The organism is Aeromonas mytilicola subsp. aquatica (genome assembly GCF_044336385.1).
In the GTDB taxonomy this organism is placed as follows: domain Bacteria; phylum Pseudomonadota; class Gammaproteobacteria; order Enterobacterales; family Aeromonadaceae; genus Aeromonas; species Aeromonas rivipollensis.
Window position 1 is genome coordinate 2623329 of the sequence record NZ_CP172298.1, and the last position, 24904, is coordinate 2648232.

The following is a 24904-nucleotide window of genomic DNA, read 5'->3' on the forward strand; positions in this document are numbered from 1 at the left end:
TTGGCTGAGTATATGGGGGCGCAAAGATGAGATTCAATCGCCTTGGCCGTAAAAAGCATGAAAGGGGCAAAATGCCCCTTTATGTGATTAAAAATCAGTCAGTTACTCTGACGCTGCGGCCTGTGTCTCGGGATTGTCGTAGATCATCAGGGGCGCGGAGTCCCCCTTGATCACCGTCTCGTCGATCACCACCTTGCTGACCCCTTCCAGGGAGGGCAGGTCATACATGGTGTCGAGCAACACGGCTTCGACTATGGATCTCAGACCACGAGCACCGGTCTTGCGCTCCATCGCCTTGCGCGCAATGGCGTTCAGGGCGTCGTCACGGAACTCCAGCTCCACCTCTTCCAGGGCAAACAACGCGGCGTACTGTTTGGTCAGCGCGTTCTTCGGCTCTTTCAGGATCTGGATGAGGGCAGCCTCGTCCAGCTCGGTGAGGGTTGCCACTACCGGCAGACGACCGATGAACTCGGGGATCAGACCATATTTGATCAGATCTTCCGGCTCTACCTTGGCGAAGTTCTCGCTCAGGGTCGCCTTGGCATTCTTGGATTTGACGTCAGCGCCAAAGCCTATGCCGGTCCCCTTGACGGAACGCTGCTCGATCACCTTGTCCAGGCCGGCGAAGGCGCCGCCACAGATGAAGAGGATCTTGGAAGTATCAACCTGCAGGAACTCCTGCTGCGGATGCTTGCGGCCCCCTTGCGGCGGCACTGAGGCGATGGTGCCCTCGATCAGCTTCAGCAGTGCCTGCTGCACCCCTTCCCCGGAAACATCGCGGGTGATGGAGGGGTTGTCCGACTTGCGGGAGATCTTGTCGATCTCGTCGATGTAGACGATGCCGCGCTGGGCCTTCTCCACGTCGTAGTCGCACTTTTGCAGCAACTTCTGGATGATGTTCTCCACGTCCTCGCCCACATAACCGGCTTCGGTCAGGGTGGTGGCATCGGCCATGGTGAAGGGCACATCCAGCAGACGGGCGAGCGTCTCGGCCAGCAGGGTCTTGCCGCTGCCGGTCGGGCCAATCAGCAGGATGTTGGACTTGCCAAGCTCCACACCACCGGACTCGCTGCCGCTGCGCAGACGCTTGTAGTGGTTGTAGACGGCAACTGCCAGCACCTTCTTGGCGTACTCCTGCCCGATCACGTAGTCGTCCAGATGGGCGCGGATTTCATGAGGGGTCGGCAGCTCGCTACCATCGCGCTTGGGAGAGATCTCGCGGATCTCCTCGCGGATGATGTCGTTGCACAGCTCGACACACTCATCACATACGTAGACGGAAGGGCCAGCGATCAGCTTACGCACTTCATGCTGGCTTTTGCCGCAGAAAGAGCAATAAAGCAGCTTGTCGCCCTCACCCTTGCGTTTCTCTGTCATTCAGCGACCTCGTTTTATCAATAGAGGATGGATCGTCCTGTTGAGTTTACAACAGGACGGGATACCCTGCTCAGCCGCGCTGGCTCAGGATGCCGTCAACCAGACCATAGGCCACGGCCTGCTCGGCCGACATGAAGTTGTCACGGTCGGTGTCGCGTTCGATGGTGGCCATGTCCTGTCCGGTATGGAAAGCCAGACGATCGTTCAGGGTATTCTTGATTTTCAGGATCTCCTGGGCATGGATCTGGATGTCAGATGCCTGGCCCTGGAAGCCGCCCAGCGGCTGGTGGATCATCACGCGAGCGTTAGGCAGGCAGAAACGCTTGCCCTTGGCACCGCCAGCCAGCAGGAAGGCGCCCATGGAGCAGGCCTGCCCCATGCAGACGGTGCTGACGTCCGGCTTGATGAACTGCATGGTGTCATAGATGGACATCCCCGCAGTGACGGCACCACCCGGCGAGTTGATGTAGATGCTGATGTCCTGATCCGGGTTCTCGGACTCCAGGAACAGCAGCTGAGCCACCACCAGATTCGCCATGTGATCCTCAACCTGACCGGTCAGGAAGATCACCCGCTCTTTGAGCAGACGGGAATAGATGTCGTAGGAACGCTCCCCTTTCGCCGTCTGCTCGACCACCATAGGGATGAGCGCATTGCGTGGGGATTCAGTCACATCGTTATAGTTCTTGTACATAAGGCATTGTCCCTAAAATAAAATGGCCCGAGTGGAGATCACACGAGCCATTATACTTAACAGTTTTGACCTTAAGTCAAATGTTCTTAGGCAGCGGCACCGGACTTGTTGATCACTTCGTCGAAGGCAACTTCTTTCTCGGTCACTTGCGCCTTGGACAGGATCAGGTCGATGGCTTGATCTTCGATGGCCAGGTTACGAACGCCGTTCAGCATCTGCTCGTTCTTCTGGTAGTACTCGATCACTTCCTTCGGATCTTCGTAGGCAGTGGCCATGGACTCGATGATGCTGGTCACACGGGCGTCGTCAGCCTTGATCTCGTTGGTGCGGATGACGTCACCCAGCAGCAGACCGACGCGTACACGACGCTCGGCTTGCGCCTGGAACAGCTCGGCCGGCAGCTCGGGAGCGTTGCCGCCCTGGAAGCCACCGAAACGCTGCAGGGCTTGCTGACGCAGGGTGTCGATTTCCTGGGCAACGGCAGCCTTCGGCAGATCGATCTGGTTGGCTTCAACCAGGCCGTTCAGCACTTGCTCTTTCACGCTGTTTTTCAGGGCTTGAGCCAGTTCGCGCTCCATGTTCTTGCGCACTTCGGCTTTCAGCTCTTCAACGCTGCCGCTCTCGATGCCAAAACGCTTGACGAACTCTTCAGTCAGCTCAGGCAGTACCTGCTCTTCAACCTTGTTCAGCTTGGAGGCGAACTTGGCCGCTTTGCCCTTCAGGGCTTCGGCGTGGTAGTCAGCCGGGAAAGTCACCTCGATGGTGAACTCGTCGCCCGCTTTCTTACCCAGGATGGCGTCTTCGAAGCCAGGGATCATGCGGCCGGCGCCCAGTTCCAGAGTGAAACCTTCAGCCTTGCCACCGTCGAACTCTTCGCCGTCGATAGAACCAACGAAGTCCAGGGTGACACGCATGCCATTGGCGGCAGCGGCATCGACGTCAGACCAGGTGGCGTGCTGCTTGCGCAGGGTGTCGATCATGTTGGCCAGGTCGGCATCCTTGACGGAGGCAACCGGCTTCTCAACCTTGATGCTCTCGAGACCGGCAACTTCAAACTCCGGGTACACTTCGAAAGTGGCGGTGAATTCGAAATCCTGGCCTTCCTTGATCTCTTTCGGATCCATGGTCGGCGCACCGGCCGGGCTCAGTTTGCTCTCGATGATGGCCTTGATGAAGTTGTTCTGCATCATTTCATCGGCAACGCGGGCATGGGCCATGGCGCCGAACATCTTCTTGATGATGGCAACCGGAGCCTTGCCAGGACGGAAACCGTCGATGCGACGAGTCTTGGCCAGGCCATTCAATTCTTTACGCACGGCAGCGTCAACGGTAGCAGCCGGTACAGTGATGGTAAGACGGCGTTCCAGACCTTGGGTTGTCTCTACAGAAACTTGCATTCTTTTACCTCGTTCAACTCAGCACTGTGTGCTGACCCTTTATTACCCCTGGGCAAAGCCCGGAGTCTTCCTGTTTATAAAGACAACGACTGTCTTTGTGATGAGAAAATATGACGCGACATTATAGCGGCGCACATTGGTCGCGTCGAGCCGCACATCCCCCATCCGGGGCACAGACAGCACAATTTGCGCAAGACTGCCTCCTATATGGGGAAGCCTTGCGCCGAGTTCAAGCATCAGGTTCGCAATAATTTGCACTTGCTCACCTTTTTGCATGCCACCCTATGCTTTTTTCATCTTTCGGCGTCGCCGGGAGCGGTGCGCTCAGGGGGTCTGCGACCCAAATTGTCCGCCTTCTCGCATCAGCCATTGCGTCCCTCGGCGCCGCTCGCTATGGTGACTGCCAATTTATGAGTCTGGAGAGACCCACATGTCCTTTTTCCGCTTCTTGTTCAATCTGCTCTGGTTTGTACTGGGGGGCGTCTTTATGGGGCTGGCCTGGTGGCTGGCCGGGCTGCTCTGCTTCGTCTCCCTGATAGGGATCCCTTGGGGACGGGCCTGTTTCGTCATCGGTACCTTCACCTTCTTCCCGTTCGGCAAGCAGGCGGTCAACCGCAAGACAATGACGGGGCAGAGCGACATCGGCACAGGGGCCCTCGGGATGATTGGCAACATCCTCTGGTTCCTGGTGATCGGCGTCTGGCTGGCCATAGGCCACATCGCCTCGGCCCTGGCCTGCTTCGTGACCATCATCGGCATCCCGTTCGGCATCCAGCACCTCAAGCTGGCCCTGATTGCCCTGGCCCCCATAGGCCAGATGATAGTCACCAACCACGAGGCCGAATCCGGTCGCTATATTCGCTAAACAAGAATGCACCGCCAGGCTATGCCTGGGATGTCAAAAAAGGGCAGACTAGGGTCTGCCCTTTTCCATTGCCCCAGTTCGAGGTCCCCCATGCTGCCCAGCCACTTCTTCGCCAACCTCGCCCGCATGCGGCTCATCTACCGCTGGCCCCTGATGCGCAACATACAGCCGGAGAACATCGCCGAGCACAGCCTGCAGGTCGCCATGGTGGCCCACGCCCTCGGCGTCATCAGCAACCGGCTGTTTGAGGGCAAGGTGGATGCCAACCATGCCGCCGTCATGGCCCTCTACCACGACAGCAGCGAGGTGCTGACGGGCGACTTGCCGACCCCCGTCAAATACTTCAACCCCGAGATAGCCCGCGAATACAAGAAGATAGAGCTCGCCGCCGAGCAGCGTCTGCTCGGCATGCTGCCCCCCGAGCTGATGGAAGACTTTCGCCCCCTGCTCGACTCCGGTGCCCAGGACGACGCCCTCGCCCGGCTGGTGAAGGATGCCGACACCCTCTGCGCCTATACCAAGTGTCTGGAGGAGCTGAGTGTCGGCAACCGGGAGTTCGAGCCCGCGCGCAAGCGCCTCGAGCAGATGCTGGCCGCCAGGATGAACCCGGCCATGCGCTACTTTATCGATGTGTTCGTGGCGAGCTTCTCGCTGCCGCTGGATGAGCTCAACGCCCACTGAGCCAGCCCGAACGACCAGAAGACAGAGGGGCCCGCCGGTCTGCACCGGCGGGCCCCTCTTTTTCAGCATCTTGTCAGGCTTGGCAAACCTGGCCCTAGGATCAGTGGCCCAGCTCCCGGGAGGGCACCAGACCGCTCGCCCGCCAGGCGGGATAGAGGGTGGCCAGCAGACTCATCAGGATGGCGGCACTGGTCACAATCACCAGATCCTGCATGTGCAGCTCTGTCGGCAGGAAGTCGATGAAATAGATGTCCGGGTTCAAGAAGCGATGGCCGATGAGCTTCTCGATAACGCCCAGGATCTGGGTCAGCTTGCTCGAAAGCAGGCCCCCCAGCAGGGCACCGAGCAAGGCGCCCGCCACCCCGTTCACCATGCCCTGGATGACGAAGGTGAGCCGGATCTGGCCCGGGCTAGCCCCCATGGTCTTGAGGATGGCGATCTCGCTGCGCTTCTCGTTCACCGCCATCACCAAGGTGGAGACTATGTTGAAGCAGGCCACCGCCACCACCATCAGCATCACCACGTACATGACGGTGCGCACCATCTGGATGTCCTGATAGAGATAGCCCTGGCGACTCATCCAGCTGCTGATGTAGACGTAGTGCGGGAATTTGCGGGCGGCCGCCACAGTGATGGACTGCGCCTTGAGCACGTCGTTCACCTTGAGGCTGAAGCCCTCTACAGCGCTGCCCATGCCGGTGATGGACTGGGCATCGGCCAGGTGCATGAACCCGAGCACGCCGTCGAGCTGGCCGCCTATTTCCAGCAGCCCCACCACGGTCAGGGTCTCCCGCCGGGGATTCTTGATCCCCGTCTCGTCTCCCCCTTGGGGCAGCAGCAGAGTCACGGGGTCACCTATCTTGACCCCCAGCTTGTCGGCTATGGTCTTGCCGAGGATCACCCCGTGCTCGCCCGCCTGCAGTTCACGAAACCCCAGCCCCGTCATGTAGTTGCCCGCATCCGACAGGTTCGCCTCGAGCTCGGGCAGCACGGCACGCACCTGCACCCCCTTGATGGCGGAGCCGTGCTCCAGAAGGCCATCGAGGCGGATGACAGGGGCCGCGGCTTCGATCCCGGGCTGGGCCAGCAGGTAGTCCCTAAGCCTCGGCCAGTCCGGCAGTGGCGCCTCCATGCCGATGAGTTCCCCGTGGGGCACCACCGAGAGCACCCTGTTTTTAAGTTCCCGCTCGAAGCCGTTCATGGCGGAGAGGCCAAGAATGAGGGCCATCACCCCGAGAGCTATGCCAATCAGGGAGGAGGCGGAAATAAAGGCGATAAAGCCGTTGCGACGGCGGGAGCGGCTGTAACGCAGGCCCAGAAAGAGGGGCAGCGGCTTGAACATCAGGCGACCTCCGCCATGATGCCGCTCACCAGGGTCACCCGGCGGTGCAGCTTGGCGGCGAGGCTCAAGTCATGGGTGACCACCACGAAGGCCGTGCCCAGCTCCCGATTGAGCTCGCAGAGCAGCTCGTACACCGCAGTGGCGCTGGCGTGATCCAGGTTGCCGGTGGGCTCGTCCGCCAGCACCAGGCTCGGCTCGTTGACCAGGGCACGGGCGATGGCCACCCGCTGGCGCTCGCCACCGGAGAGCTCGGAAGGCCTGTGATTGAGACGATGGGAGAGCCCCACCCGTCCCAGCATGCGGGTCGCCTTGTCGGTGGCGCTCGCCACCGATTCACCCGCGATCAGCAGCGGCATGGCGGTGTTCTCCAGCGCGGTGAACTCGGCCAGCAGGTGGTGGAACTGGTAGACGAAGCCCAGCTCCTGATTGCGAAAACGGGCCTGGGTCTTGCTGTCCCAGTGGTGGATGTCCTGCCCCTTGAACAGCACGGCGCCGCTCGAAGGGTTGTCCAGCGCCCCCATCAGGTGCAGCAGGGTGGTCTTGCCCGAGCCCGAGCTCCCCACCACCGCCAGCATCTCGCCGGGGGCGACGCAGAGATCTATCCCCTTGAGCACCTGGGTTTCCAGATTGCCCTCTTTATAGACATGGTTGAGGGCCTGGCAGCGCAGCAGAGGCTCGCAGGACTGGGGTTCATTCATAACAGGGGCTCCACTTATACCGGTGACAACATTGGCACCGGCCACAACGCCGGCACTCGCACCGGAGGTAACAACAGAAGATGATGGATTCACGGCGCTATTCATAACGTAATGCCTCGGCCGGTTTGACCCGGGCCGCACGGGCCGCCGGATAGAGGGTGGCACTGAAGCTCAGCAGCACGGCACCCAGCAAGATGGTCATGACCTGGGCGGGTTCGACGATGACCGGCAGACCGCTGCCCCCCGCCGCCATATAGAGGTTGAGCCCCGCCGCATCGAGCAGGGGGTTGAGTCCGAACGACAGGGCCAGCCCCGCCAGACCGCCAAACAGGGCACCGATGACGCCGCTCGACGCCCCCAACACCATGAAAATCTTGACTATCCCCGACTCGCTCATGCCCATGGTACGCAGTATGGCGACCTCGCCTTCCTTGTCGGTAACCACCATCACCAGGGCGGAGAGGATATTGAAGGTGGCGACCGCGATGATCAGCACCAGCATCAGCCCCATCATGCGTTTCTCCATGGCCACGGCCTGGAAGAGTTCACCTCGCTCCCGGCGCCAATCCTGCCACTCCATCCCGTCCGGCAGCGCGGTTTTCACCACCTCGTCGGCGGCGAAGGGATCGTCGAGCCAGAGGCGGATGCCGCCCACCGTCTCCTCGGGCAGGCGCAGCAGGCGCTGGGCGTCCCCAAGGGCAATCAGCGCCACCTGGCTGTCCACGTCGGCACCGACCCCGAAGATGCCGGAGACGGTGAAGAGCCGCTGGGCCGGCACCCGGCCAAAGGGGGTGAAGCGGGTCCCTTCGGTCAGGATGAGACGCACCTCGTCGCCAATGGAGACCTTGAGGCGGTTGGCCACCCCCTGCCCCAGCACTATGTGGTATTGGCCGCGTTGCAGGCTGTCCAGCCGCCCCCCCAGCATCTGGGCATGGAGGATGTCATCCTTGGGCCAGCGGGCCGGGTCTATCCCCTGCACGCTCACGCCGGTGAGCTGGCCCGGGCTTTGCAACATGCCTTCGCTGTCGAGCATGGGGGCCGTGGCCACCACGTGGGGCAGCTTGTCGAGATCGGGCAGGCCTGGCGGATGGGCATCGATGCGCCCCGCCGGATTGGTCACCACCACGTGGGGGATCACCCCGAGAATGCGCCCCTTGAGCTGCCCCTCGAAACCGTTCATCACCGAAATGACCACCATCAGGGCCGCAACCCCGATGGCGATGCCAAAGGTGGAAAACAGGGAGATAAAGGAGACGAAGCGGTTACTGCGTCGTGAGCCTGCATAACGCAGGCCTATGGCCAGCGAGAGTGGCTGAAAAAGTCCAGTCTTCAAGGATATCTACGTTGCCAACAAAATAAGATGCCGGATAATAGGGTCTGTTGACGCCTCAACGCAAGCCGCGTTGCCGCAGCAGATGACGCAGGGGCAGGCGCAATGGCCCATTCTCCTGAGCCTTAAAGGCAGCCCATGGCGCCATGTTTCGCCCAATGCGCAGGCCCCCGCCGCCATGCTGCGCCCCGTCGTGACGGGAGCACCCAAGGTACGGCCAGACATGGCGTCTCACGCCAGGCCGGGGACGCCGCCGCGGGGCAAGGTCAACAGCGCCGTTAAAAATCGTCTATGACAACAAGGGATAGCCTCCATGCAGGAACAGTTCTTCAGCGTCACCCATGCCACGCCGGTCAATGTGATCCCCATGCCGGCCGACTTTCACCTGCCGACGCTGGAGGCCCTTGATGCCGAGCTGCCCGAGCCCTTTCGCATCGCCTCCGCCATCACCTCCATCGATCTGGTGAGCAGCCGCCTGCTGCGCAACCAGAACGAGTCCATGCACGACCTGGTGGAGATCATCAACCAGCAGTCCCGCAAGATCGACATGATCATGGGCTTCGTGCTGGCGGCGCAGGATCACCCCGAGCATCGCTTCCACACCCTGCGCTTTGGCGCCGGCCAGCTCACCTACCTGCACCCGCGCCAGGGCCACGGCGAGCCGCCGCAGCTGCACCAGCTGGTACGACTCAAGATCTTCCTGCGGGAAGAGGCCTCCGCCGTCTACTGCTATGGCGAAGTCAAGCAGCGGGAGCCCGGCGAGCACGGCACCCATGTGGTGCTCGACTATGTGCGGATCCGCGAGGATGACAGGGAGCTGCTGGTGCGTGCCAGCCTGCATGTGCAATCCAAGCAGCTCAAACTGCGTGCCCAAGAGCGTCAGCGCTAATCACAGCCAACGTCAACGTTAAAAGAATCGAACGATGCCAATGAAACTCCCCGCCTTGCCCGCCAAAGCGGGCCAGAAAATAACCCTGGGCCAGCTGGTCGGCAGCAGCCTGGCGCTGGTTGCCGCCCGCCTCACCCGGGAGGCCAACCGCCCCGTCCTGCTGGTGACCGCCGATACCCCGAGCGCCCTGCGCCTCGAACAGGAGCTCAGCTTCCTGCTGGCCGATCAGGGTTGCCCCGTGCTGATGTTCCCGGACTGGGAAACCCTGCCCTACGACACCTTCTCCCCCCATCAGGACATCATCTCCCAGCGGCTCGAGACCCTCTATACGCTGCCGCAGATGAGCAGCGGCGTGCTGATAGTACCCATCTCCACCCTGATGCTGCGCACGGCGCCCCAGGCCTATCTCGACAAATACAGCCTGATGGTGACCAGCGGCCAGCGCCTCAACCTGCAACAGCTGCGGGGACGGCTGGCCGAGGCGGGCTATGTGGCGGTGGAGCAGGTGCTGGAACACGGTGAGTTCGCCGCCCGCGGCTCCCTGCTGGATCTCTTCCCCATGGGCAGCAGCCGCCCTTATCGCATCGACTTCTTCGACGATGAGGTGGACTCCATCCGCCCCTTCGATCCCGAGAGCCAACGCTCCAGCGAGCCGGTCAAGAGCGTCAGCCTGCTGCCCGCCCGGGAATTTCCCACCGACGAGGCCGCCATCGAGCTGTTTCGCGGTCAGTTCCGCGAGCAGTTCGAGCTGTCGCGGGCGGAGGGATCCGTCTATCAGGAGGTGAGCAAGGGGCGCTGGCCCGCCGGCATCGAATACTATCTGCCGCTCTTCTTCAGCCAGACCGCCAGCCTGTTTGACTACCTGCCAGACAACACCCTGCTGCTCACCGTGGGGGAGATCTACCCGGCGGCCCAGCGCTTCTGGAACGACATAGGCCAGCGCTATGAAGACAGGCGTTGGGACAATACCCGCCCCCTGCTGCCTCCCCAGCAAATTTACCTGCCGGTAGAGCAGCTCTTCGCCGCCCTCGGCCAGTACGGCGCCGTGCGCCTGCAGGAGGCGGCTACCGACGGCGGCGCGGGCCAGCACGACTTGCCCATAGCCCCCCTGCCCGACTTGCAGCTCGATCACAGCAAGGAGCAACCCCTGCTGGCCCTCAGCCAGTTCCTGCAAGGCTTTGCCGGCCGCACTCTGTTCGCGGTGGAGTCTGAGGGGCGGCGCGAGGGGCTCGGCGATCTGCTCGCGCGGATCAAGCTGCAACCCAAGGAGTTCGCCTCCCTCGAGGAGTTCGTCGGTAGCAAGGCGCGTCATGGCCTGCTGGTCAGCCCGCTGGAGCGGGGCTTCCTGCTCGAACCCGCCGGGGCAGAGGCCCTGGCCCTCATCACAGAGACCGAGCTGCTCGGCGGCAAGATCAGAAGCAAGCGGCAGCGGGAGAAGAGCAAGAACCTAAGCTCGGATGCGGTGATCCGCAACCTCGGCGAGCTGACACAGGGCCAGCCCGTGGTGCATCTGGATCACGGGGTCGGCCGCTATCTCGGGCTCGAGACCCTGGATGCCGGCGGCCTGCCCACCGAGTTCCTCACCCTGGAGTACGCCGGTGGCGACAAGCTGTTCGTGCCGGTCACCAACCTGCACCTTATCAGCCGTTACACGGGTTCGGATAACCCCCCCAGCCACAAGCTAGGCGGCGAGGCCTGGGTCAAGGCGCGGCGCAAGGCGGCGGAGAAGGTGCGCGACGTGGCCGCCGAGCTGCTCGATGTCTATGCCATACGCGCGGCGCGGGCCGGCTTTGCCTTCAAGCACGACAAGGAGAGCTACCGCCAGTTTGCCGCCAGCTTCCCGTTCGAGGAGACAGAGGATCAGCTCAACGCCATCAATGCGGTGCTCGGCGACATGTGCCAGGCCAAGAGCATGGACCGGCTGGTGTGCGGCGACGTGGGCTTTGGCAAGACGGAGGTGGCGATGCGGGCGGCCTTCGTGGCGGTGCACGGCGGCAAGCAGGTGGCCGTGCTGGTGCCCACCACACTGCTGGCCCAGCAGCACTACGACAACTTCCGCGATCGCTTCGCCAACTGGCCGGTGCGGGTGGAGGTGCTGAGCCGCTTCCGCTCCGCCAAGGAGCAGACGGCCGTGCTCAAGGAGCTGGCCGATGGCAAGGTGGACATCATCATAGGCACCCACAAGCTGCTCGGCTCCGACCTCACCTTCAAGGATCTGGGGCTGCTCATCGTCGACGAGGAGCACAGATTCGGGGTGCGCCAGAAGGAGAAGATCAAGGCGCTGCGGGCCGATGTGGACATCCTCACCCTCACCGCCACCCCTATCCCGCGCACCCTCAACATGGCGATGTCCGGCATGCGGGATCTCTCCATCATCGCCACCCCGCCCGCCAAGCGGCTCGCCATCAAGACCTTCGTGCGCCAGCACGAGCCGGCGGTGGTGCGCGAGGCGGTACTGCGGGAGCTCAAACGGGGAGGTCAGGTCTACTACCTGCACAACGACGTGGAGAGCATAGATAAGTGCGCCAGCGATCTCGCCGAGCTGGTGCCGGAGGCACGCATAGGCATCGCCCACGGCCAGATGCGCGAGCGCGACCTTGAGCGCATCATGTCGGACTTCTACCACCAGCGCTTCAACCTGCTGGTGTGCACCACCATCATAGAGACCGGCATAGACGTGCCGAGTGCCAACACCATCATCATGGACAGGGCGGATCACCTGGGGTTGGCCCAGTTGCATCAGCTGCGGGGCCGGGTCGGCCGCTCCCACCATCAGGCCTATGCCTACCTGCTCACCCCCCATCCCAAGCTGATGACCAAGGATGCCATCAAGCGGCTGGAAGCCATCGCCTCCCTTGAAGATCTCGGCGCCGGCTTTGCGCTCGCCACCCACGATCTGGAGATCCGCGGCGCGGGCGAGCTGCTCGGCGACGATCAGAGCGGCCAGATCGAGTCGGTCGGCTTCACCCTCTACATGGAGATGCTGGAGCAGGCGGTGGAGGCCCTCAAACATGGCAAGGAGCCGTCCCTCGAGCAACTGATGAGCCAGCACACCGAGGTGGAGCTGCGCCTGCCCGCCCTCTTGCCGGACGACTACATCCCGGACGTCAACATGCGCCTCTCCATGTACAAGCGCATCGCCAGCGCCGCCGACGAGCAGGAGCTGCGCGAGCTGAAGGTGGAGCTTATCGATCGCTTCGGCCTGCTGCCTGAGCCGACCAAGACCCTCATGGAGATCGCGGCCTTCCGCCAGCGGGCCACGGCCCTTGGCATTCGCCGGGTGGAGATGAGCGATCGCGGCGGCTATCTGGACTTCACCCAGGAGACCCGCGTCAACCCGACCTATCTGGTAAAACTGCTCTCCAGCCAGCCACGTATCTATAAAATGGATGGACCTACCCGCTTGCGCTTCCAGGTACCGAACCAGGACAGGGCCATGCGCCTGAAACTGGTGGATGCCCTGCTGACGGATCTCGCCAACAACAGCCTCTAATGGCAGCGAGTGCCAAACAAAACGGGAGCCAAATTGGCTCCCGTTTTTTATTTGCTATCTGTCAGCTGCGTACTATCAGCCCTGGTTGGCCGGATCTTCGTGGGCGGAGAATTCCCGCATAAAGGCCTCGGCCCGCTCCACCATCCTGGTGGAGCCGACGAAGTAGGGGGTACGCTGGTGCAGCGCCGTGGGCTGGATGTCCATGATGCGGCCAAAGCCGTCGGACGCCTTGCCACCGGCCTGCTCCACCAGGAAGGCCATGGGGTTGCACTCATAGAGCAGCCGCAGCTTGCCGTTCGGGGAGTTGGTGCCGGACGGATAGATGTAGATGCCGCCCTTGAGCAGGTTGCGGTGGAAATCCGACACCAGAGAGCCGATGTAACGGGAGGTGTAGGGTCTGTGGGTCGCCTCGTCACGCTCCTGGCAATATTTCAGGTACTTCTTCACCCCGTCCGGGAACTTGATGTAGTTGCCCTCGTTGATGGAATAGATCTTGCCCTCCTCCGGGATGCGGATGTTCTCGTGGGAGAGGCAGAAGCAGCCGATGGAAGGGTCATAGGTGAAGCCGTTGACCCCGAAGCCCGTGGTGTAGACCAGCATGGTGGAGGAGCCATAGACCACGTAACCGGCGGCCACCTGGCGGTTGCCCGGTTGCAGGAAGTCCTCCAGGGTCACCCCGGCGCCCGGCTTGCTGACCCGGCGATAGATGGAGAAAATGGTCCCGACCGAGACGTTGACGTCTATGTTGGAGGAGCCGTCCAGAGGGTCTATCAGCACCACGTACTTGGAGTGACGGGAGAGCTCGGAATCGAAGGAGACGAAGTCCTCCTCCTCCTCGGACGCCATGCCGCACACCTCGCCACGAGCCTCCAGCGCCGCCTTGAAGCGCTCGTTGGCGTAGACATCCAGCTTCTGCTGCACCTCCCCCTGCACGTTTTCGGCCCCCATGGAGCCGATGATGTCCGCCAGCCCCGCCTTGTTGATCTCCCGGTTCACCACCTTGGCAGCCAGACGAATGGAGCTGAGCAAGGAGGTCAGCTCGCCGGTCGCGGTAGGGTAGTCCGCCTGCTTTTTGACGATGAACTCGCCCATGGTGATCATGTTTCGCATTCTTGTTCCTTTAAGATCGTTTCCGTTGGCCGTTGAAAACGTTTGCAAGTGTCGGCAAAAAAAGTGCCGATCCTCGGCAGCGTTGTTTTGTAACCTAATGTAACGCCTGTTTTTTGTTTTTGCAGCGAATTAAGCCGCCGTATAAATCGCCAGAAAACCCCGTCGACAGGGGGCCTAGCGCTGAAAAACGGGCTTCAATCGGCGTCTTTCATCATGTTAATTCGTGACAAGAATGCCATTTCACCCCGCCCCTCCCCATCCGGTTCTCTCCCCCGACGCCAGCCGCGCCCCCTCTTGAGATCTCCTCCTCAATCCAGCACACTGGCTCGGCTTTGGAAGCAAAAAAACATAAGGATATTCAATGAAAAGGACTCTCATTGCCGGCGCGGTTGCCGCCCTGATCTCCCTCCCCGCCCTGGCGGCCCAGGTGCCCGCAGGCACCAAGTTGCTACCCAGTGCCCAGCAAACCTTCGTGCGCAACATAGGCACAGAGCCCGCCTCCATCGACCCCCAGATGGTGGAAGAAAGCGCGGGCAGCGACATCGTCAACGATCTGTTCGAGGGGCTCTACACCCTGGATGGCGACGGCAAGCTGCAGGCGGCCGGGGCACTCGGTTACGAGCTAGATGACACCGGCACAATCTACACCTTCAAGCTCAGACCCGATGCCAAGTGGTCCAACGGCGAGCCGGTGACGGCGGCGGATTATGTCTATGGCTGGCAACGGGCGGCGGATCCCAAGAACGCCTCCAACTACGCCTGGTTCATCGAGCTGACCGGCGTCACCAATGCCAGCGAGGTGGTGCAGGGCAAAAAGAGCCCGGATGCCCTGGGGATCAAGGCGCTCGATGATCACACTCTGCAGGTAACCCTCAAGGCCCCGGTCCCCTTCTTCCTCAAGACCCTCTCCCACTACACCACCTTCCCGGCCCCCAGGGCCACCATAGAGAAGTTCGGCCACGAGTGGGTCAAACCGGGCAACATAGTCTCCAACGGCGCCTTCGCCCTCAAGGAGTGGACCCCCAACGAGCGGCTCATCGCCGAGCGCAATCCCCACTACTGGGACAATGAGCACACAGTGCTGAACAAGGTGATCTATCTGGAGATCGTCTCAGATACCGCGGCCTACAACCGCTATCGCGCGAGCGAATTGCACTACACCACCTATCCCCTGGAGCAGTATCAGCAGATCAAGCGCCAGAGCCCGGACGATCTGGTGAGCGCCCCCATGCTCGCCACCTACTACTACGTGTTCAACACCCAGCGCAAACCCTTCGACGACGTCAGGGTGCGCAAGGCGCTCTCCCTTGCCATCGACAGGGACACCATCACGGAGAAGATCCTGGGACAGGGGCAGCTCTCGGCATTCAGCCTGACCCCGCCGAGCGTCGATGGCTTCGAGCTCAAGCGCCCGGCCAGCGAGCTGATGAGCAAGGAGGCACGCATCACCCAGGCCAAGGCGCTGCTCGCCGAGGCGGGCTACGGGCCGCAAAACCCGCTGGATGTGGACATCCTCTACAACACCAACGAGGGGCACAAGAAGATAGCGCTGGCCATCTCCTCCATGTGGAAACACAACCTGGGGGTCAAGGCCGAGCTCAACAACATGGAGTGGAAGACCATGGTCTCGGCCCTGAACGAAGGGGATTTCGGGGTCAGTCGCTACTCCTGGAACGGGGATTACAACGATGCCTCCACCTTCCTCGACATCATGACCTCCAGCAGCAGCGCCAACAGCGGCAAGTGGTTCAACAAGGCCTATGACGCCCTGCTGGCCAAGGCCCATGACGCCAAGGATCCGGCCGAGCGCAACCGGCTCTATCAGCAGGCCGAGGCACTGATCGACGAAGAGGCCCCCATAGCCCCCGTCTACTTCTATGTGAAGTCACGGCTGCTCAAGCCCTTCGTCAAGGGCTACCCCTACCATAACCCGCAAGATCTGGTCTATGCCAAAGACCTCTATCTGACGGCGCAGTAAGCGCCCCCCAGATAGCAAAAGACCGCCTCCAAGGCGGTCTTTTCGTTCAATCTTCCTGGCAGCCGGCCATCGCGAGCCGGGCCCGCCGCCGCACCCTCACAGGTTTGACCAGCAGCTGTGCCAGCAGCACCCCCAGCAGTGTCATGCCGCCGCCGATCAGGTGATAGCTGGTGAGCGTCTCTCCCAGCCAGCTGATGGCCAGGGCTGCCGTCATCACAGGCAACAGGTTCATGAAGATGGCGGTGCGGCTGGCCCCGAGCAGGGCTATCCCCTGCATCCAGAGCCAGGGGGAGAGGGCCGAGGTCGGGATCCCCGCATAGAGGATGAGCCAGAGCGCGCTGCCATCAGGCCACTTGCCGTCCACCAGCAGGTAGAAAGGGGTGAGGAACAGCAGGCTGCAGAGCACCTGGCCGTAGAGCATGGACCAGTTGTCGAGCCCCAGATCCCAGCGCTTGAGCAGCACGCTGTAGAGCGCATAGGTGGCCGCCGACAGCAGCATGTAGACGGATCCGATGTGAATGCCCTGGGTGAACAAGCGGGTTGGATCCCCTTGCCCCAGCAAGATAGCGAGCCCCAGGATGGAGATGACACCTCCGACGAGGGCGCCCCAGGTGGGGCGCTCGCGCAGCAGCCAGATGCTGAGCAGCACCGTCATCAGCGGCGTCAGCCCCATCATCAGCCCGATCTCGGTGGCTCCCAGGGTCTGGGCCGCGTAGTAGCCGAAGGTCTGGTTCAACACCATGCCGAGCAGGGCCAACATGGCCAGCCGGGAGAAACCGGCCCGCAGCTTGTCACGCATGCGCCAGGCCCGCCGCGCGAGGAAGGGGGTCAGCACCAGGGCCGCCACCATCCAGCGCGACCAGGCCAGGGCGGCCGGCGAGAGCACCCCCACCGCCAGCTTGCTGACGATGCCGTTGCCGGCCCAGATGGCCATGCAGGAAAAGGGGAACAGGAAAGCAAGGGGCATCGCTATGTCCAGAGAAAGGGGGCGGATATTTCGCGGGAGTATAGAGAGGCAAACAGGATAAGCAAGCACCCTGATGCGGGACGCAGCAACCTTATTCGAAAATCGATTTAAGAGGCCTGAGAGGTGTCACAGAGGCCCAGATGCAATCATGCCCGCACTGGGCGGGCATGAGGGGGAGATGACACCATAGATGCGATTCAAGCGGCATCCATGTGCAGCCTCGATATCAGCTCGTTGACTTCGAGCACCGTCTGACGGTGGGGAATATCGGCTTGCAGTGGCATCATCAGCAGGCCCGACTGGAAATCGAAGCGCCCCCTGCCGTGGATGTAGATCCGTCCCTTGAAGAAGGTTTTTACATGCTTTGCCACCATCAGTGGCAGGTACTTCTTGAACACTCTCATCGTTTGCAACCTCTTGCAGTTGTATCCGTATGACAGCAGCTTATGCGAGATAATTCCGTTAAATTTGTATAAAAAACCGGAAAAATCGACTCTCTCTTCCCCAAAAAACCAATCTTTAACTTTTTATTAACTTTTACCGTATTGTATGCGGTCCTTCCAACCAGAGCAAGGCCCCCTTGCCATCTTGCCACTCGATGCAGGCCAGACCCGAGGTGGCAAACATGGGCGCACCCGCCGCCGGACAGAGGCTCTGCACCAGATACCCGACCAGGGGCAGGTGGCTGACCATCAGGATGTTGTCGTGGGTCGCCGCCAGCGCGGTGAGATAACTCGCCACGAAGGCCGGATCCCCATAGGGGGTGATCTCGCCGCTCTCCTCGATCTTGAGGGCCTCGGGCAGCTCGGCAGAGATGGCCTGCCAGGTCTGTCTGGCACGCAGGTAGTTGCTGTGGATCACCAGGCTCAGGGAGCCGGCCAGCTGAGGGGCCAACCAGCTCGCCATGTGGATGGACTCTTCGATGCCTTGCTCGGTCAGTGGACGCTGTTCATCAGTCTTTGCGTTCATGCCAGCCTGGCCATGACGCATGATGTAGATTTTCATTACAACCTCGCCCAGGGGGCCTGTTTAAATAGCGGGGGGATCTTACCCCGCCATGCAGGGGGAAACAATTGCGCTACCTCTCAGAAAAGGGTTTGCCTCGTGAGATAGCGGGGTCGATAATCATGTTTAAATTCAAATAAATTCACCGCGAGTCACGCCCCAATGAGCCCATATGCCAGTCCCAACGACCATCGGCGGTATCACTATCTGGAGCTGGCAAACCGGCTCAGGGTCTTGCTGATCTGCGATCCCGAGACCGATAAATCGGCCGCCTCCCTGGCCGTCAACACCGGCCACTTCGATGACCCTGTCGATCGCCAGGGCATGGCCCATTTCCTTGAGCATATGCTGTTCCTCGGTACCCGTACTTATCCCAAACCCGGCGAGTACCAGCAGTTCATGAGCCGCCACGGGGGCAGCAACAACGCCTGGACCGGCACCGAGTTCACCAACTTCTTCTTCGACATCGACAACGGCTTCTTCGAAGCGGGGCTGGATCGCTTCTCCCAGTTCTTCATCTGCCCCACCTTCGCCCCCGAGTGGGTCGACAAGGAACGCAACGCGGTCGACTCCGAATACCGCCTCAAGTTGCAGGACGATGTGCGCCGCAGCTATCAGGTGCACAAGGAGACGGTCAACCCGGCCCATCCCTTCTCCAAGTTCTCGGTCGGCAACCTGGATACCCTGGCGGACTTGCCCGGCCGGGATCTGCGCTCCGACCTTATTGCGTTCTACGAAACCCACTACAGTGCGGATCGCATGGCGCTGGTAATGCTCTCTCCGGCATCCATTGAAACCCAGCTGGCCTGGTGTGATCGCTTCTTCAGCACAATTCCGGATCGCCGCCTGGGCCCCCCCGCCCTCACGGCGCCCCTCTACCGTCTCGATGATCTCGGCATCCGCATCCAGATAGCGCCGGTCAAGGAGACCCGCAAACTGGCGCTGACCTTCCCGCTGCCGAGCGTGGATGCCCTCTACGACAAGAAGCCCCTCACCTTCCTGAGCCACCTCATCGGCTACGAAGGGGAAGGCAGCCTGCTCTCCCTGCTCAAGGCGAGAGGCTGGGTCAACCAGCTCGCCGCCGGAGGCGGCATCAGCGGCGCCAACTTCAAGGACTTCGGCATCAGCTTCGGCCTCACGCCCCTCGGGCTTGCCCATGTGGACGACATCATCGCCGCCCTGTTCGGCTACCTGAAACTCATCGAACGCCATGGCCTGCAGGCCTGGCGTTATGACGAGAAGCGCAGCGTGCTGGAATCCGCTTTCCGGTTCCAGGAGAGAGGCCGGGCGCTGGACACCGTCTCGGGGCTGGTGCTCAACCTATTCAGCTATGCCCCTGACGATCTGCTCCATGGCGACTACATGATGCGCGAGTACGATGAGCCCCTGATCCGGCGCTTCCTCGCCAAGCTGACCCCCCACAACCTGCGCGTGACCATACAGGCGCCGGAGGTGAGCACGGATCGCCTGGCCCGCTGGTATCAGACTCCTTACAGCGTCCAGGCCATCACCGAGGCCGAGAAGATCCGCTGGCAGCAGAGCGAGCCGGATCCCGCCCTGCATCTGCCCTCCCCCAACCCCTTTATCAGCAACCGCCTCGACGCCAGAACGCCGTCCCTCAGTGCCGACATGCCGGCCTGCCTGGTCGACCGCCCCGGCTTTCGCCTCTGGCACCTGCACGAGCATCTATTTGGGGTGCCCAAGGGGAGCCTCTATATCTCCATCGACAGCGAGCATGCGGTCAGAAGCCCGCGCCACATCGCCATGGCCAGGCTGGCGGTGGAGCTGCTCACGGATCACCTCAATGCCCTCACCTACCCGGCCGAACTCGCCGGGCTCGGCTACCAGATCTATGCCCATCAGGGGGGCTTTACCATCAACCTGAGCGGCTTTGCCGACAAGCTGCCTCTGCTGCTCGACATGATCCTCGGCAACCGTACCCTGGGCTACCCGGATCCGGCGCGCTTCAGCGAAATCAAGGAGCAGCTCATCCGCAACTGGGAGAACCAGTCCAAGACCAGACCCATCTCCCAGCTGTTCAACCAGCTCACCAGTTTGCTGCAACCGAACAACCCGCCGTTCGAGCAGTTGCTGCGCCACCTGCGCACCATAGCACTCGACGAAATGCCCGACTTCGTCGCCCGACTCTTTGCCGAGGTGCACATAGAGACCCTGGTGCATGGCGACTGGACCGCCGCCGAGGCGCTTGAGCTGGCCGCCCTGCTGGAGCGTCACCTCGGCGTCAGCAGCCAGCCCAGCGCCGAGACCCGCCGTCCCCTCATCTCCATTCAGGACAGAGGCACCCTCATTCGCGAGCAGGGGTGCGATCACGAAGACTCGGCGCTGCTGGTCTATTACCAGTCCCGCACCACCCGGGCGCGGGATCTCGCCTGCTTCACCCTGGCCAACCACATCATGTCCTCCACCTTCTTCCACGAGCTGCGCACTCGCCAGCAACTGGGCTACGTGGTGGGCGCCGGCAACCTGCCCCTCAATCGCCATCCCGGCCTCATCTTCTATATACAGTCACCGGTGGCGGGGCCGCAGATCCTGCTGGATGCGGTGGAGGAGTTCATCGATCTCTTCCCGCTGGCCATGCTGGAGTTCACCGAGCAGCAGTGGCAGGACAGCAAGGCGGGCCTGCAGGCCCAGCTCAGCGAGCGGGATGCCAACCTGCGCAGCCGTGGCCAGCGGCTCTGGGTCAGCATAGGCAACAAGGATCTGGGCTTCGATCAGCGGGAGCGGGTACGCGAGGAGGTGGGCAGGCTCAGCCGCGCCGATCTGGTGCGCTTTATCACCCAGCTGCGCTCGCGTACCTCGGATCGGCTGATCCTCTGCAGCTATGGCCTGGGCCACGAGCACGACGAGCACGACGAGCGGATCACCGGCCAGTTCATCGACGATCCCAAGGCGTTCCGGCTCAATGCCGCCACCTTCGAGGCCTGATCAGGCCTCGATACCCGCCCCATTTCCCCGTTCCACGGCAAATTGCAGACAATAAAAAGCCGACCCCTGGGGGTCGGCTGGAAAAACCAAAATCAATTGCGACCAGAGCCGCCAAAAGTGAACATGAGCGTGAAAATCAGACACTGAGTCGATGAACGGCCGAATGGTTCAAACCAGAGCGTATCGGTCGACACCTGCAGTGATTGAGAAACAGCCTTATCTTAGGCATTCCCCCGATTTGTCACGTTGATCTATGTCAAAGGAGGTAAAGAAGCGCGTTTCTCCTCTTCATTGACGGGATCACGCAGTCACCTCAGCCCCGACGGATCAGGCGATAGGCCACCTCATCGAAATAGGAGAGCTGCCCCGAGAGCACCCTGGGGTGATCCAGCTCGGCGGCGCGCCCCAGCACCTCCACGCTAAAGTCGCGCTCGAACAGGGTGCGCACCTCCATTTCACCCACCGAGAACGGCGGCTGCACCTGCTGCTCCGGCTGATACTCGAGGGTCACCAGCAGCACCTGACCACCAGCCTCCATCAGGCGGCTCATCAGGGTCGCATACTGGCGGCGCATGGCCGTCGGCAGGGCGATGAGGGCGGCCCTGTCATAGGCGAGCCGGTAGCGGCGCCCCAGCTCGGGGGCGGCGAAAAAATCCCCCTGATAGATGCGCAGGTCGTCGTGCTGGTGACACTGATAGGGGCCCACCTCGCTCAGGGTCTCGGTCAGGCCGTTCTCGCTGAAAAACTGGCTGATGGCCAGGGCCGAGAGTTCGAAACCATCCACCGGATGCCCCTGACCGCTCAGCCAGAGCAGGTCGCGGGACTTGCCGCACAGGGGTACCAGCACGGGCTCACCCTGCTGCTGGGCCGACCACCAGGATTGCAGCCAGCGGTTGAAATCTGCCTGATGAAAGCCAATCCGGTTCTCTCTCCACTTCTGATGCCAAAACGCCGCTTCCATCATCATCCTCTCGTCATCTGCAATGATGCATCAATATCACAACTTCATCGGGGCGGTGCAACCCTTGTAGCCCCCTGCCCCGCCTTTTTGCAAAACCGAGGGTTACAACAGTAACGGGGGCTGCAAAGAGTCGCTCCGAGATATTCATCCTGGTCAGGGTCTATATCGGGAGCGACGGCCCGGTGACGCCCAGGCGGCCTCACTCAGGCACAGATGGGCTCCACCGTCATGGTGGTCGCCACGGCGTCTATCCGGGCAGCAATCTCAGCAAACGAGGGGCGCTGCAACACAGCCGCCAGGAGACACTCTTCGGCCAGTGAGTGAAGCGCCCCAAGCGCCTCGACCCTGGGGTGGCAGCGCGCCAGCAGCTCCTCCAGCAGGCAGCCAAAGGCCCTGACTTCCAGGCGCTCAAGCCGGGCAGCCCGCTCACGGTCGGCGCTGTCATAACAGGAGGCGGCGCCGAAATCCCCGAGCAGCACCCGCCCCTGTTCCTGAACAGAGTGCAGCAGAGAGTGCAGCATGTTGTGGGCGTAGAGATCCCCGTGCAGTATCCCCCGCTCATGCAGATGGCGGGCGGCGGCGGCCACCCCCTGCACCATGGCAATCAGGGCGTTCGGGGTGAAGGTCAGATCCGCCGGATAGATATCCCGGGTGCAGGAGTCCAGACTCGGCGGCCCGGCCAGATTGACAAACCGGGGGTCTATCAGCGTCATCACCAGGGTCGGCATGCCGGAGGGGTGATCGCTGACTCGGCCCGCCACCCCGATGAGATTGGGGTGCCTGCCTGCGGCGAGCGACACCGCCAGCTCGCAGCGAGGCAGGCCATCGCTGGTCACGGCCCCCTTGAAGAGCTTGACCGCCACCCCCTGCGTCCCCTCATCGGAGCGCAGTGCTGCGCTGTGGATAACCCCGGACGCCCCCTGCCCCAGTTGCTCCCCCAGCGTCAACGCCTGCCAGGGGATCTCGGCCGCGGCTGCCGTCTCGCCGAGTCGGCGCTCTTGCTCGTCGCTAAAGGGGTTGCCTGCATAGGCCAGCCAGGCGAGGCGCGGCAAACCGAGCAGCCACTCGGGAAACGCCTCCAGCCGGTTGGCGGCGATGCGCAGCAGCTCGAGCCGATGGCAATTGGCCAGAGTCTCTGGCAAGGCGGTCAAGCGGTTGCCCGCCAGCATCAGCTTTTGCAGGGCGGCGCACTGGCCTAGCTCGTCCGGCAGTCGTTCGATAACGTTGTCGGTCAGGATCAACCAGCGCAAGCCAGCAGGCAGGGATGCGGCCGAGACAGTGGCAATCCGGTTGGCCTTAAAGCCCACCATGGTGAGCAACCGGCAGCGCCCCAGCACCTCGGGCAACTCGGTAAAGCGGTTTTCGGAGCAGAATATGATGCGAAGCTTCTTGAATTCGGCCAACTCGTCCGGCAGCGTGCTCAACTGGTTGCCGGTGAGATCCAGCACCTCCAGCGTCTCTTTAAGGCTCAGGATCTCGGGGGGGAAAACCGAGAGGTTTTCAGCGAGTTTGAGGTGGCGAGCGCCGCAGAGTTCGCCCGCGCGCAGCTGTTCCAGGGTATGCATAACCGTTTCTCAATCCTGATGACCGCTCTGACGGCGCAACCAGCCATCAGAGCGCGCCGAACCTGCGTCCAGCGGTTTTAAAGGGGGGCATTATAAAGAATTCGGGGCGCAGATCGCCCCTTTTGTTGCCTTGGCAAGGTATAGCGCTTAGCCCCCCAGCGGATTTACGAAACACGTAGGGTGCAATAAGCGCAGCGCATTGCACCATTTGCTGAACGGCTTTTGTGCACGATATGAGGCACAAAATTAGAGGTGCAATTTCATTGCACCCTACGGTACTGACAAGGGAAACACAGAGCGTGCGGGCATAAGGCAACAGACCATCAGATATCGCCGGACAATCGTCCGGCGATATCAAGGGGCATGATAGGGGGAGAAGGCCCCTTTCTGTTGCTTTATCACGGGGCATGGTTGTGTTCGGCCTGTTCCGCGAACATAAAGATGTTGAAAGAAAAACCAAATTGAACCAAAACCACCGAGCGTTGCGAATCCGTCTTAAACCGTTTGTTAGGTACTTATTCCCATGTGGCACTTTTTAATGTTGAGGCGAGAGCTTCGGGATTATCCCATTCTGATGAAAACTGCTTGAGGTTAAATATTCTAGCCCCCATAATACCGCCACTAGAGATTTTTTTAAAATTAGTTAACTGCAAATCTCCACAAAAAAACCTATGCCCAGAGCCAATACTGTAACCACAAACAACCTTTGCATCAGAAATGATACCCATGATCTTTTCATCATATTTATCTGTAGGTTCACAATCGACATACGACTTAATTAGCTTCCCATCTATAATATCAACATCAATAATACCATCTAATTCCCATAGAGCTTGCACGCACTTTTTTGCATATATACCTAAATAACGATGATCAGAATATCCTCGATCAGATGGTTGAAAATAGACACCATATTTTAGATTGATAGAGACACTATCCCCGCAAGGAACTACACGCATTGTATGACGAGTTCTATCAAAGAGGTGCGTATAACTACAATACTCGCGATAATCCTCAACCAACTCATTCATTTGATACTCATGGTCTTGGAAGAGACCTTCACACGCATTACAGATATCTTCGTAGGTTATGTGCTGGAAGACAACTGAAGGATGTTCTGACTTGACGGCAGTAGTAATTTTTTCGGATTTTGATTGGGTCAGAGGTGCTTTAGTTAAAAGTAATAGGATCTGAACCTCTTCACCTTTAAAACCTTTAGCATGACGAAGTAGCTGCCCTGCGCTTACTGGCGAATCCACTTTAGATTCAAGTAGTATTTTAAAACTTCTTTGCATTATTGTCGCATCAGGAACCGAGTTGGCTTCCTTCTGCTGCTGTGTGATTTCCAGACCAATTTCAATCGACTCGTCGGTCAAATCCGTCAATAGTTGGGAAGCCTTGATCGGTGAGTACTGATAGATCCGCGATATTAACTGTAGAGTATTATTTGTAACTGTATTTTCAACTGAACTATAACGCTGAAAGTAATGAATTTTTCCCATTTTCCCCTCGAATCCTGAAGTATACCTAACGCCCTGTTAGGGGGTGAGAAACGAAATACAAAAGGCGCCAGATACCACCTTAAAAACTTAAATCAACGCATGAT

Annotated in this window: 20 protein-coding genes; 6 read left to right on the forward strand and 14 right to left on the reverse strand. The window is 60.7% G+C overall.

Features of this window, described 5'->3' with window-relative positions; translation table 11 throughout:
• Positions 1 to 102 precede the first annotated feature (102 nt).
• The 4 genes from clpX to ACFWHB_RS12080 all read right to left on the reverse strand — a co-directional run bounded on the left by clpX (position 103) and on the right by ACFWHB_RS12080 (position 3744).
• The gene (gene clpX / locus ACFWHB_RS12065) at positions 103 to 1377 is read right to left on the reverse strand and encodes an ATP-dependent protease ATP-binding subunit ClpX (RefSeq protein ID WP_005324108.1); all 1275 of its coding nucleotides are present in this window, start codon (positions 1375 to 1377) and stop codon (positions 103 to 105) included.
• A 70-nt stretch (positions 1378 to 1447) separates the two neighbouring features.
• Positions 1448 to 2071, reverse strand: a complete 624-nt coding sequence (gene clpP / locus ACFWHB_RS12070) for an ATP-dependent Clp endopeptidase proteolytic subunit ClpP (RefSeq protein WP_005324106.1) — start codon at positions 2069 to 2071, stop codon at positions 1448 to 1450.
• 86 nt (positions 2072 to 2157) lie between these two features.
• On the reverse strand, positions 2158 to 3468 hold the full coding sequence (tig, locus tag ACFWHB_RS12075; RefSeq protein WP_106886931.1) for a trigger factor: 1311 nt from the start codon (positions 3466 to 3468) through the stop codon (positions 2158 to 2160).
• 42 nt (positions 3469 to 3510) lie between these two features.
• Entirely contained in the window at positions 3511 to 3744 is a 234-nt protein-coding gene (locus ACFWHB_RS12080; protein ID WP_395948498.1) for a hypothetical protein, read from the reverse strand.
• Positions 3745 to 3898: 154 nt separating this feature from the next.
• Here ACFWHB_RS12080 and ACFWHB_RS12085 point away from each other — a divergent pair, with 154 nt between their 5' ends.
• Both ACFWHB_RS12085 and yfbR read left to right on the forward strand, forming a co-directional pair.
• Positions 3899 to 4333, forward strand: coding sequence for a YccF domain-containing protein (locus ACFWHB_RS12085; RefSeq protein ID WP_106886933.1), 435 nt, complete (start codon positions 3899 to 3901; stop codon positions 4331 to 4333).
• A 90-nt stretch (positions 4334 to 4423) separates the two neighbouring features.
• Positions 4424 to 5014 (forward strand): 5'-deoxynucleotidase, encoded by a 591-nt coding sequence (gene yfbR / locus ACFWHB_RS12090; protein ID WP_395948499.1) that lies wholly within the window; start codon positions 4424 to 4426, stop codon positions 5012 to 5014.
• Between the two features lie 100 nt (positions 5015 to 5114).
• On the opposite strand, the gene lolE is transcribed toward yfbR, so the two are convergent.
• The 3 genes from lolE to ACFWHB_RS12105 all read right to left on the reverse strand — a co-directional run bounded on the left by lolE (position 5115) and on the right by ACFWHB_RS12105 (position 8387).
• Positions 5115 to 6356, reverse strand: a complete 1242-nt coding sequence (gene lolE, locus ACFWHB_RS12095) for a lipoprotein-releasing ABC transporter permease subunit LolE (RefSeq protein WP_106886935.1) — start codon at positions 6354 to 6356, stop codon at positions 5115 to 5117.
• Positions 6356 to 7054 carry a lipoprotein-releasing ABC transporter ATP-binding protein LolD gene (gene lolD, locus ACFWHB_RS12100; RefSeq protein ID WP_042650389.1) on the reverse strand — a complete coding sequence of 233 codons (699 nt, stop codon included), beginning with the start codon at positions 7052 to 7054 and terminating at the stop codon, positions 6356 to 6358. The genes lolE and lolD overlap by 1 nt, the downstream gene beginning before the upstream one ends.
• A gap of 97 nt (positions 7055 to 7151) precedes the next feature.
• A complete protein-coding gene (locus ACFWHB_RS12105; RefSeq protein ID WP_234570664.1) occupies positions 7152 to 8387 on the reverse strand; it encodes a lipoprotein-releasing ABC transporter permease subunit in 1236 nt (411 codons plus the stop codon).
• 310 nt (positions 8388 to 8697) lie between these two features.
• On the opposite strand from ACFWHB_RS12105, the gene ACFWHB_RS12110 reads away from it, so the two are divergent.
• Both ACFWHB_RS12110 and mfd read left to right on the forward strand, forming a co-directional pair.
• Positions 8698 to 9273 (forward strand): PilZ domain-containing protein, encoded by a 576-nt coding sequence (locus ACFWHB_RS12110; RefSeq protein WP_106886938.1) that lies wholly within the window; start codon positions 8698 to 8700, stop codon positions 9271 to 9273.
• Positions 9274 to 9313: 40 nt separating this feature from the next.
• A complete protein-coding gene (mfd, locus tag ACFWHB_RS12115) occupies positions 9314 to 12766 on the forward strand; it encodes a transcription-repair coupling factor (protein WP_395950200.1) in 3453 nt (1150 codons plus the stop codon).
• Between the two features lie 75 nt (positions 12767 to 12841).
• On the opposite strand, the gene fbp is transcribed toward mfd, so the two are convergent.
• Complete coding sequence (fbp, locus tag ACFWHB_RS12120; RefSeq protein WP_025326809.1) at positions 12842 to 13876, reverse strand: class 1 fructose-bisphosphatase; 1035 nt, start codon at positions 13874 to 13876, stop codon at positions 12842 to 12844.
• Between the two features lie 361 nt (positions 13877 to 14237).
• Between fbp and ACFWHB_RS12125 the strand changes: the two genes are divergently transcribed.
• Entirely contained in the window at positions 14238 to 15854 is a 1617-nt protein-coding gene (locus ACFWHB_RS12125) for a peptide ABC transporter substrate-binding protein (RefSeq protein WP_395948500.1), read from the forward strand.
• Between the two features lie 46 nt (positions 15855 to 15900).
• On the opposite strand, the gene ACFWHB_RS12130 is transcribed toward ACFWHB_RS12125, so the two are convergent.
• The 3 genes from ACFWHB_RS12130 to sixA form a co-directional block, all read right to left on the reverse strand.
• A complete protein-coding gene (locus ACFWHB_RS12130; protein ID WP_395948501.1) occupies positions 15901 to 16821 on the reverse strand; it encodes a DMT family transporter in 921 nt (306 codons plus the stop codon).
• Positions 16822 to 17018: 197 nt separating this feature from the next.
• Positions 17019 to 17225 (reverse strand): DUF1107 domain-containing protein, encoded by a 207-nt coding sequence (locus ACFWHB_RS12135; protein WP_005324080.1) that lies wholly within the window; start codon positions 17223 to 17225, stop codon positions 17019 to 17021.
• A gap of 133 nt (positions 17226 to 17358) precedes the next feature.
• Entirely contained in the window at positions 17359 to 17826 is a 468-nt protein-coding gene (sixA, locus tag ACFWHB_RS12140) for a phosphohistidine phosphatase SixA (protein WP_106886943.1), read from the reverse strand.
• 162 nt (positions 17827 to 17988) lie between these two features.
• On the opposite strand from sixA, the gene ACFWHB_RS12145 reads away from it, so the two are divergent.
• Positions 17989 to 20772, forward strand: a complete 2784-nt coding sequence (locus ACFWHB_RS12145) for an insulinase family protein (RefSeq protein WP_395948502.1) — start codon at positions 17989 to 17991, stop codon at positions 20770 to 20772.
• A 313-nt stretch (positions 20773 to 21085) separates the two neighbouring features.
• On the opposite strand, the gene ACFWHB_RS12150 is transcribed toward ACFWHB_RS12145, so the two are convergent.
• From ACFWHB_RS12150 to ACFWHB_RS12160, 3 genes are all read right to left on the reverse strand, one after another.
• Positions 21086 to 21733, reverse strand: a complete 648-nt coding sequence (locus ACFWHB_RS12150; RefSeq protein WP_395948503.1) for a thiopurine S-methyltransferase — start codon at positions 21731 to 21733, stop codon at positions 21086 to 21088.
• A 203-nt stretch (positions 21734 to 21936) separates the two neighbouring features.
• The gene (locus ACFWHB_RS12155; RefSeq protein WP_395948504.1) at positions 21937 to 23298 is read right to left on the reverse strand and encodes a leucine-rich repeat-containing protein kinase family protein; all 1362 of its coding nucleotides are present in this window, start codon (positions 23296 to 23298) and stop codon (positions 21937 to 21939) included.
• 515 nt (positions 23299 to 23813) lie between these two features.
• Complete coding sequence (locus ACFWHB_RS12160; protein ID WP_139745971.1) at positions 23814 to 24800, reverse strand: hypothetical protein; 987 nt, start codon at positions 24798 to 24800, stop codon at positions 23814 to 23816.
• Between the last annotated feature and the right edge of the window lie 104 nt (positions 24801 to 24904).

Bases quoted from the DNA above. Each gene is read 5' to 3' on its own strand.
- clpX (WP_005324108.1), bottom strand. From the start codon at position 1,377: ATGACAGAGAAACGCAAGGGTGAGGGCGACAAGCTGCTTTATTGCTCT.
- clpP (WP_005324106.1), bottom strand. From the start codon at position 2,071: ATGTACAAGAACTATAACGATGTGACTGAATCCCCACGCAATGCGCTC.
- tig (WP_106886931.1), bottom strand. From the start codon at position 3,468: ATGCAAGTTTCTGTAGAGACAACCCAAGGTCTGGAACGCCGTCTTACC.
- ACFWHB_RS12080 (WP_395948498.1), bottom strand. From the start codon at position 3,744: ATGCAAAAAGGTGAGCAAGTGCAAATTATTGCGAACCTGATGCTTGAA.
- ACFWHB_RS12085 (WP_106886933.1), top strand. From the start codon at position 3,899: ATGTCCTTTTTCCGCTTCTTGTTCAATCTGCTCTGGTTTGTACTGGGG.
- yfbR (WP_395948499.1), top strand. From the start codon at position 4,424: ATGCTGCCCAGCCACTTCTTCGCCAACCTCGCCCGCATGCGGCTCATC.
- lolE (WP_106886935.1), bottom strand. From the start codon at position 6,356: ATGTTCAAGCCGCTGCCCCTCTTTCTGGGCCTGCGTTACAGCCGCTCC.
- lolD (WP_042650389.1), bottom strand. From the start codon at position 7,054: ATGAATGAACCCCAGTCCTGCGAGCCTCTGCTGCGCTGCCAGGCCCTC.
- ACFWHB_RS12110 (WP_106886938.1), top strand. From the start codon at position 8,698: ATGCAGGAACAGTTCTTCAGCGTCACCCATGCCACGCCGGTCAATGTG.
- mfd (WP_395950200.1), top strand. From the start codon at position 9,314: ATGAAACTCCCCGCCTTGCCCGCCAAAGCGGGCCAGAAAATAACCCTG.
- fbp (WP_025326809.1), bottom strand. From the start codon at position 13,876: ATGCGAAACATGATCACCATGGGCGAGTTCATCGTCAAAAAGCAGGCG.
- ACFWHB_RS12125 (WP_395948500.1), top strand. From the start codon at position 14,238: ATGAAAAGGACTCTCATTGCCGGCGCGGTTGCCGCCCTGATCTCCCTC.
- ACFWHB_RS12130 (WP_395948501.1), bottom strand. From the start codon at position 16,821: ATGCCCCTTGCTTTCCTGTTCCCCTTTTCCTGCATGGCCATCTGGGCC.
- ACFWHB_RS12135 (WP_005324080.1), bottom strand. From the start codon at position 17,225: ATGAGAGTGTTCAAGAAGTACCTGCCACTGATGGTGGCAAAGCATGTA.
- sixA (WP_106886943.1), bottom strand. From the start codon at position 17,826: ATGAAAATCTACATCATGCGTCATGGCCAGGCTGGCATGAACGCAAAG.
- ACFWHB_RS12145 (WP_395948502.1), top strand. From the start codon at position 17,989: ATGAGCCCATATGCCAGTCCCAACGACCATCGGCGGTATCACTATCTG.
- ACFWHB_RS12150 (WP_395948503.1), bottom strand. From the start codon at position 21,733: ATGGAAGCGGCGTTTTGGCATCAGAAGTGGAGAGAGAACCGGATTGGC.
- ACFWHB_RS12155 (WP_395948504.1), bottom strand. From the start codon at position 23,298: ATGCATACCCTGGAACAGCTGCGCGCGGGCGAACTCTGCGGCGCTCGC.
- ACFWHB_RS12160 (WP_139745971.1), bottom strand. From the start codon at position 24,800: ATGGGAAAAATTCATTACTTTCAGCGTTATAGTTCAGTTGAAAATACA.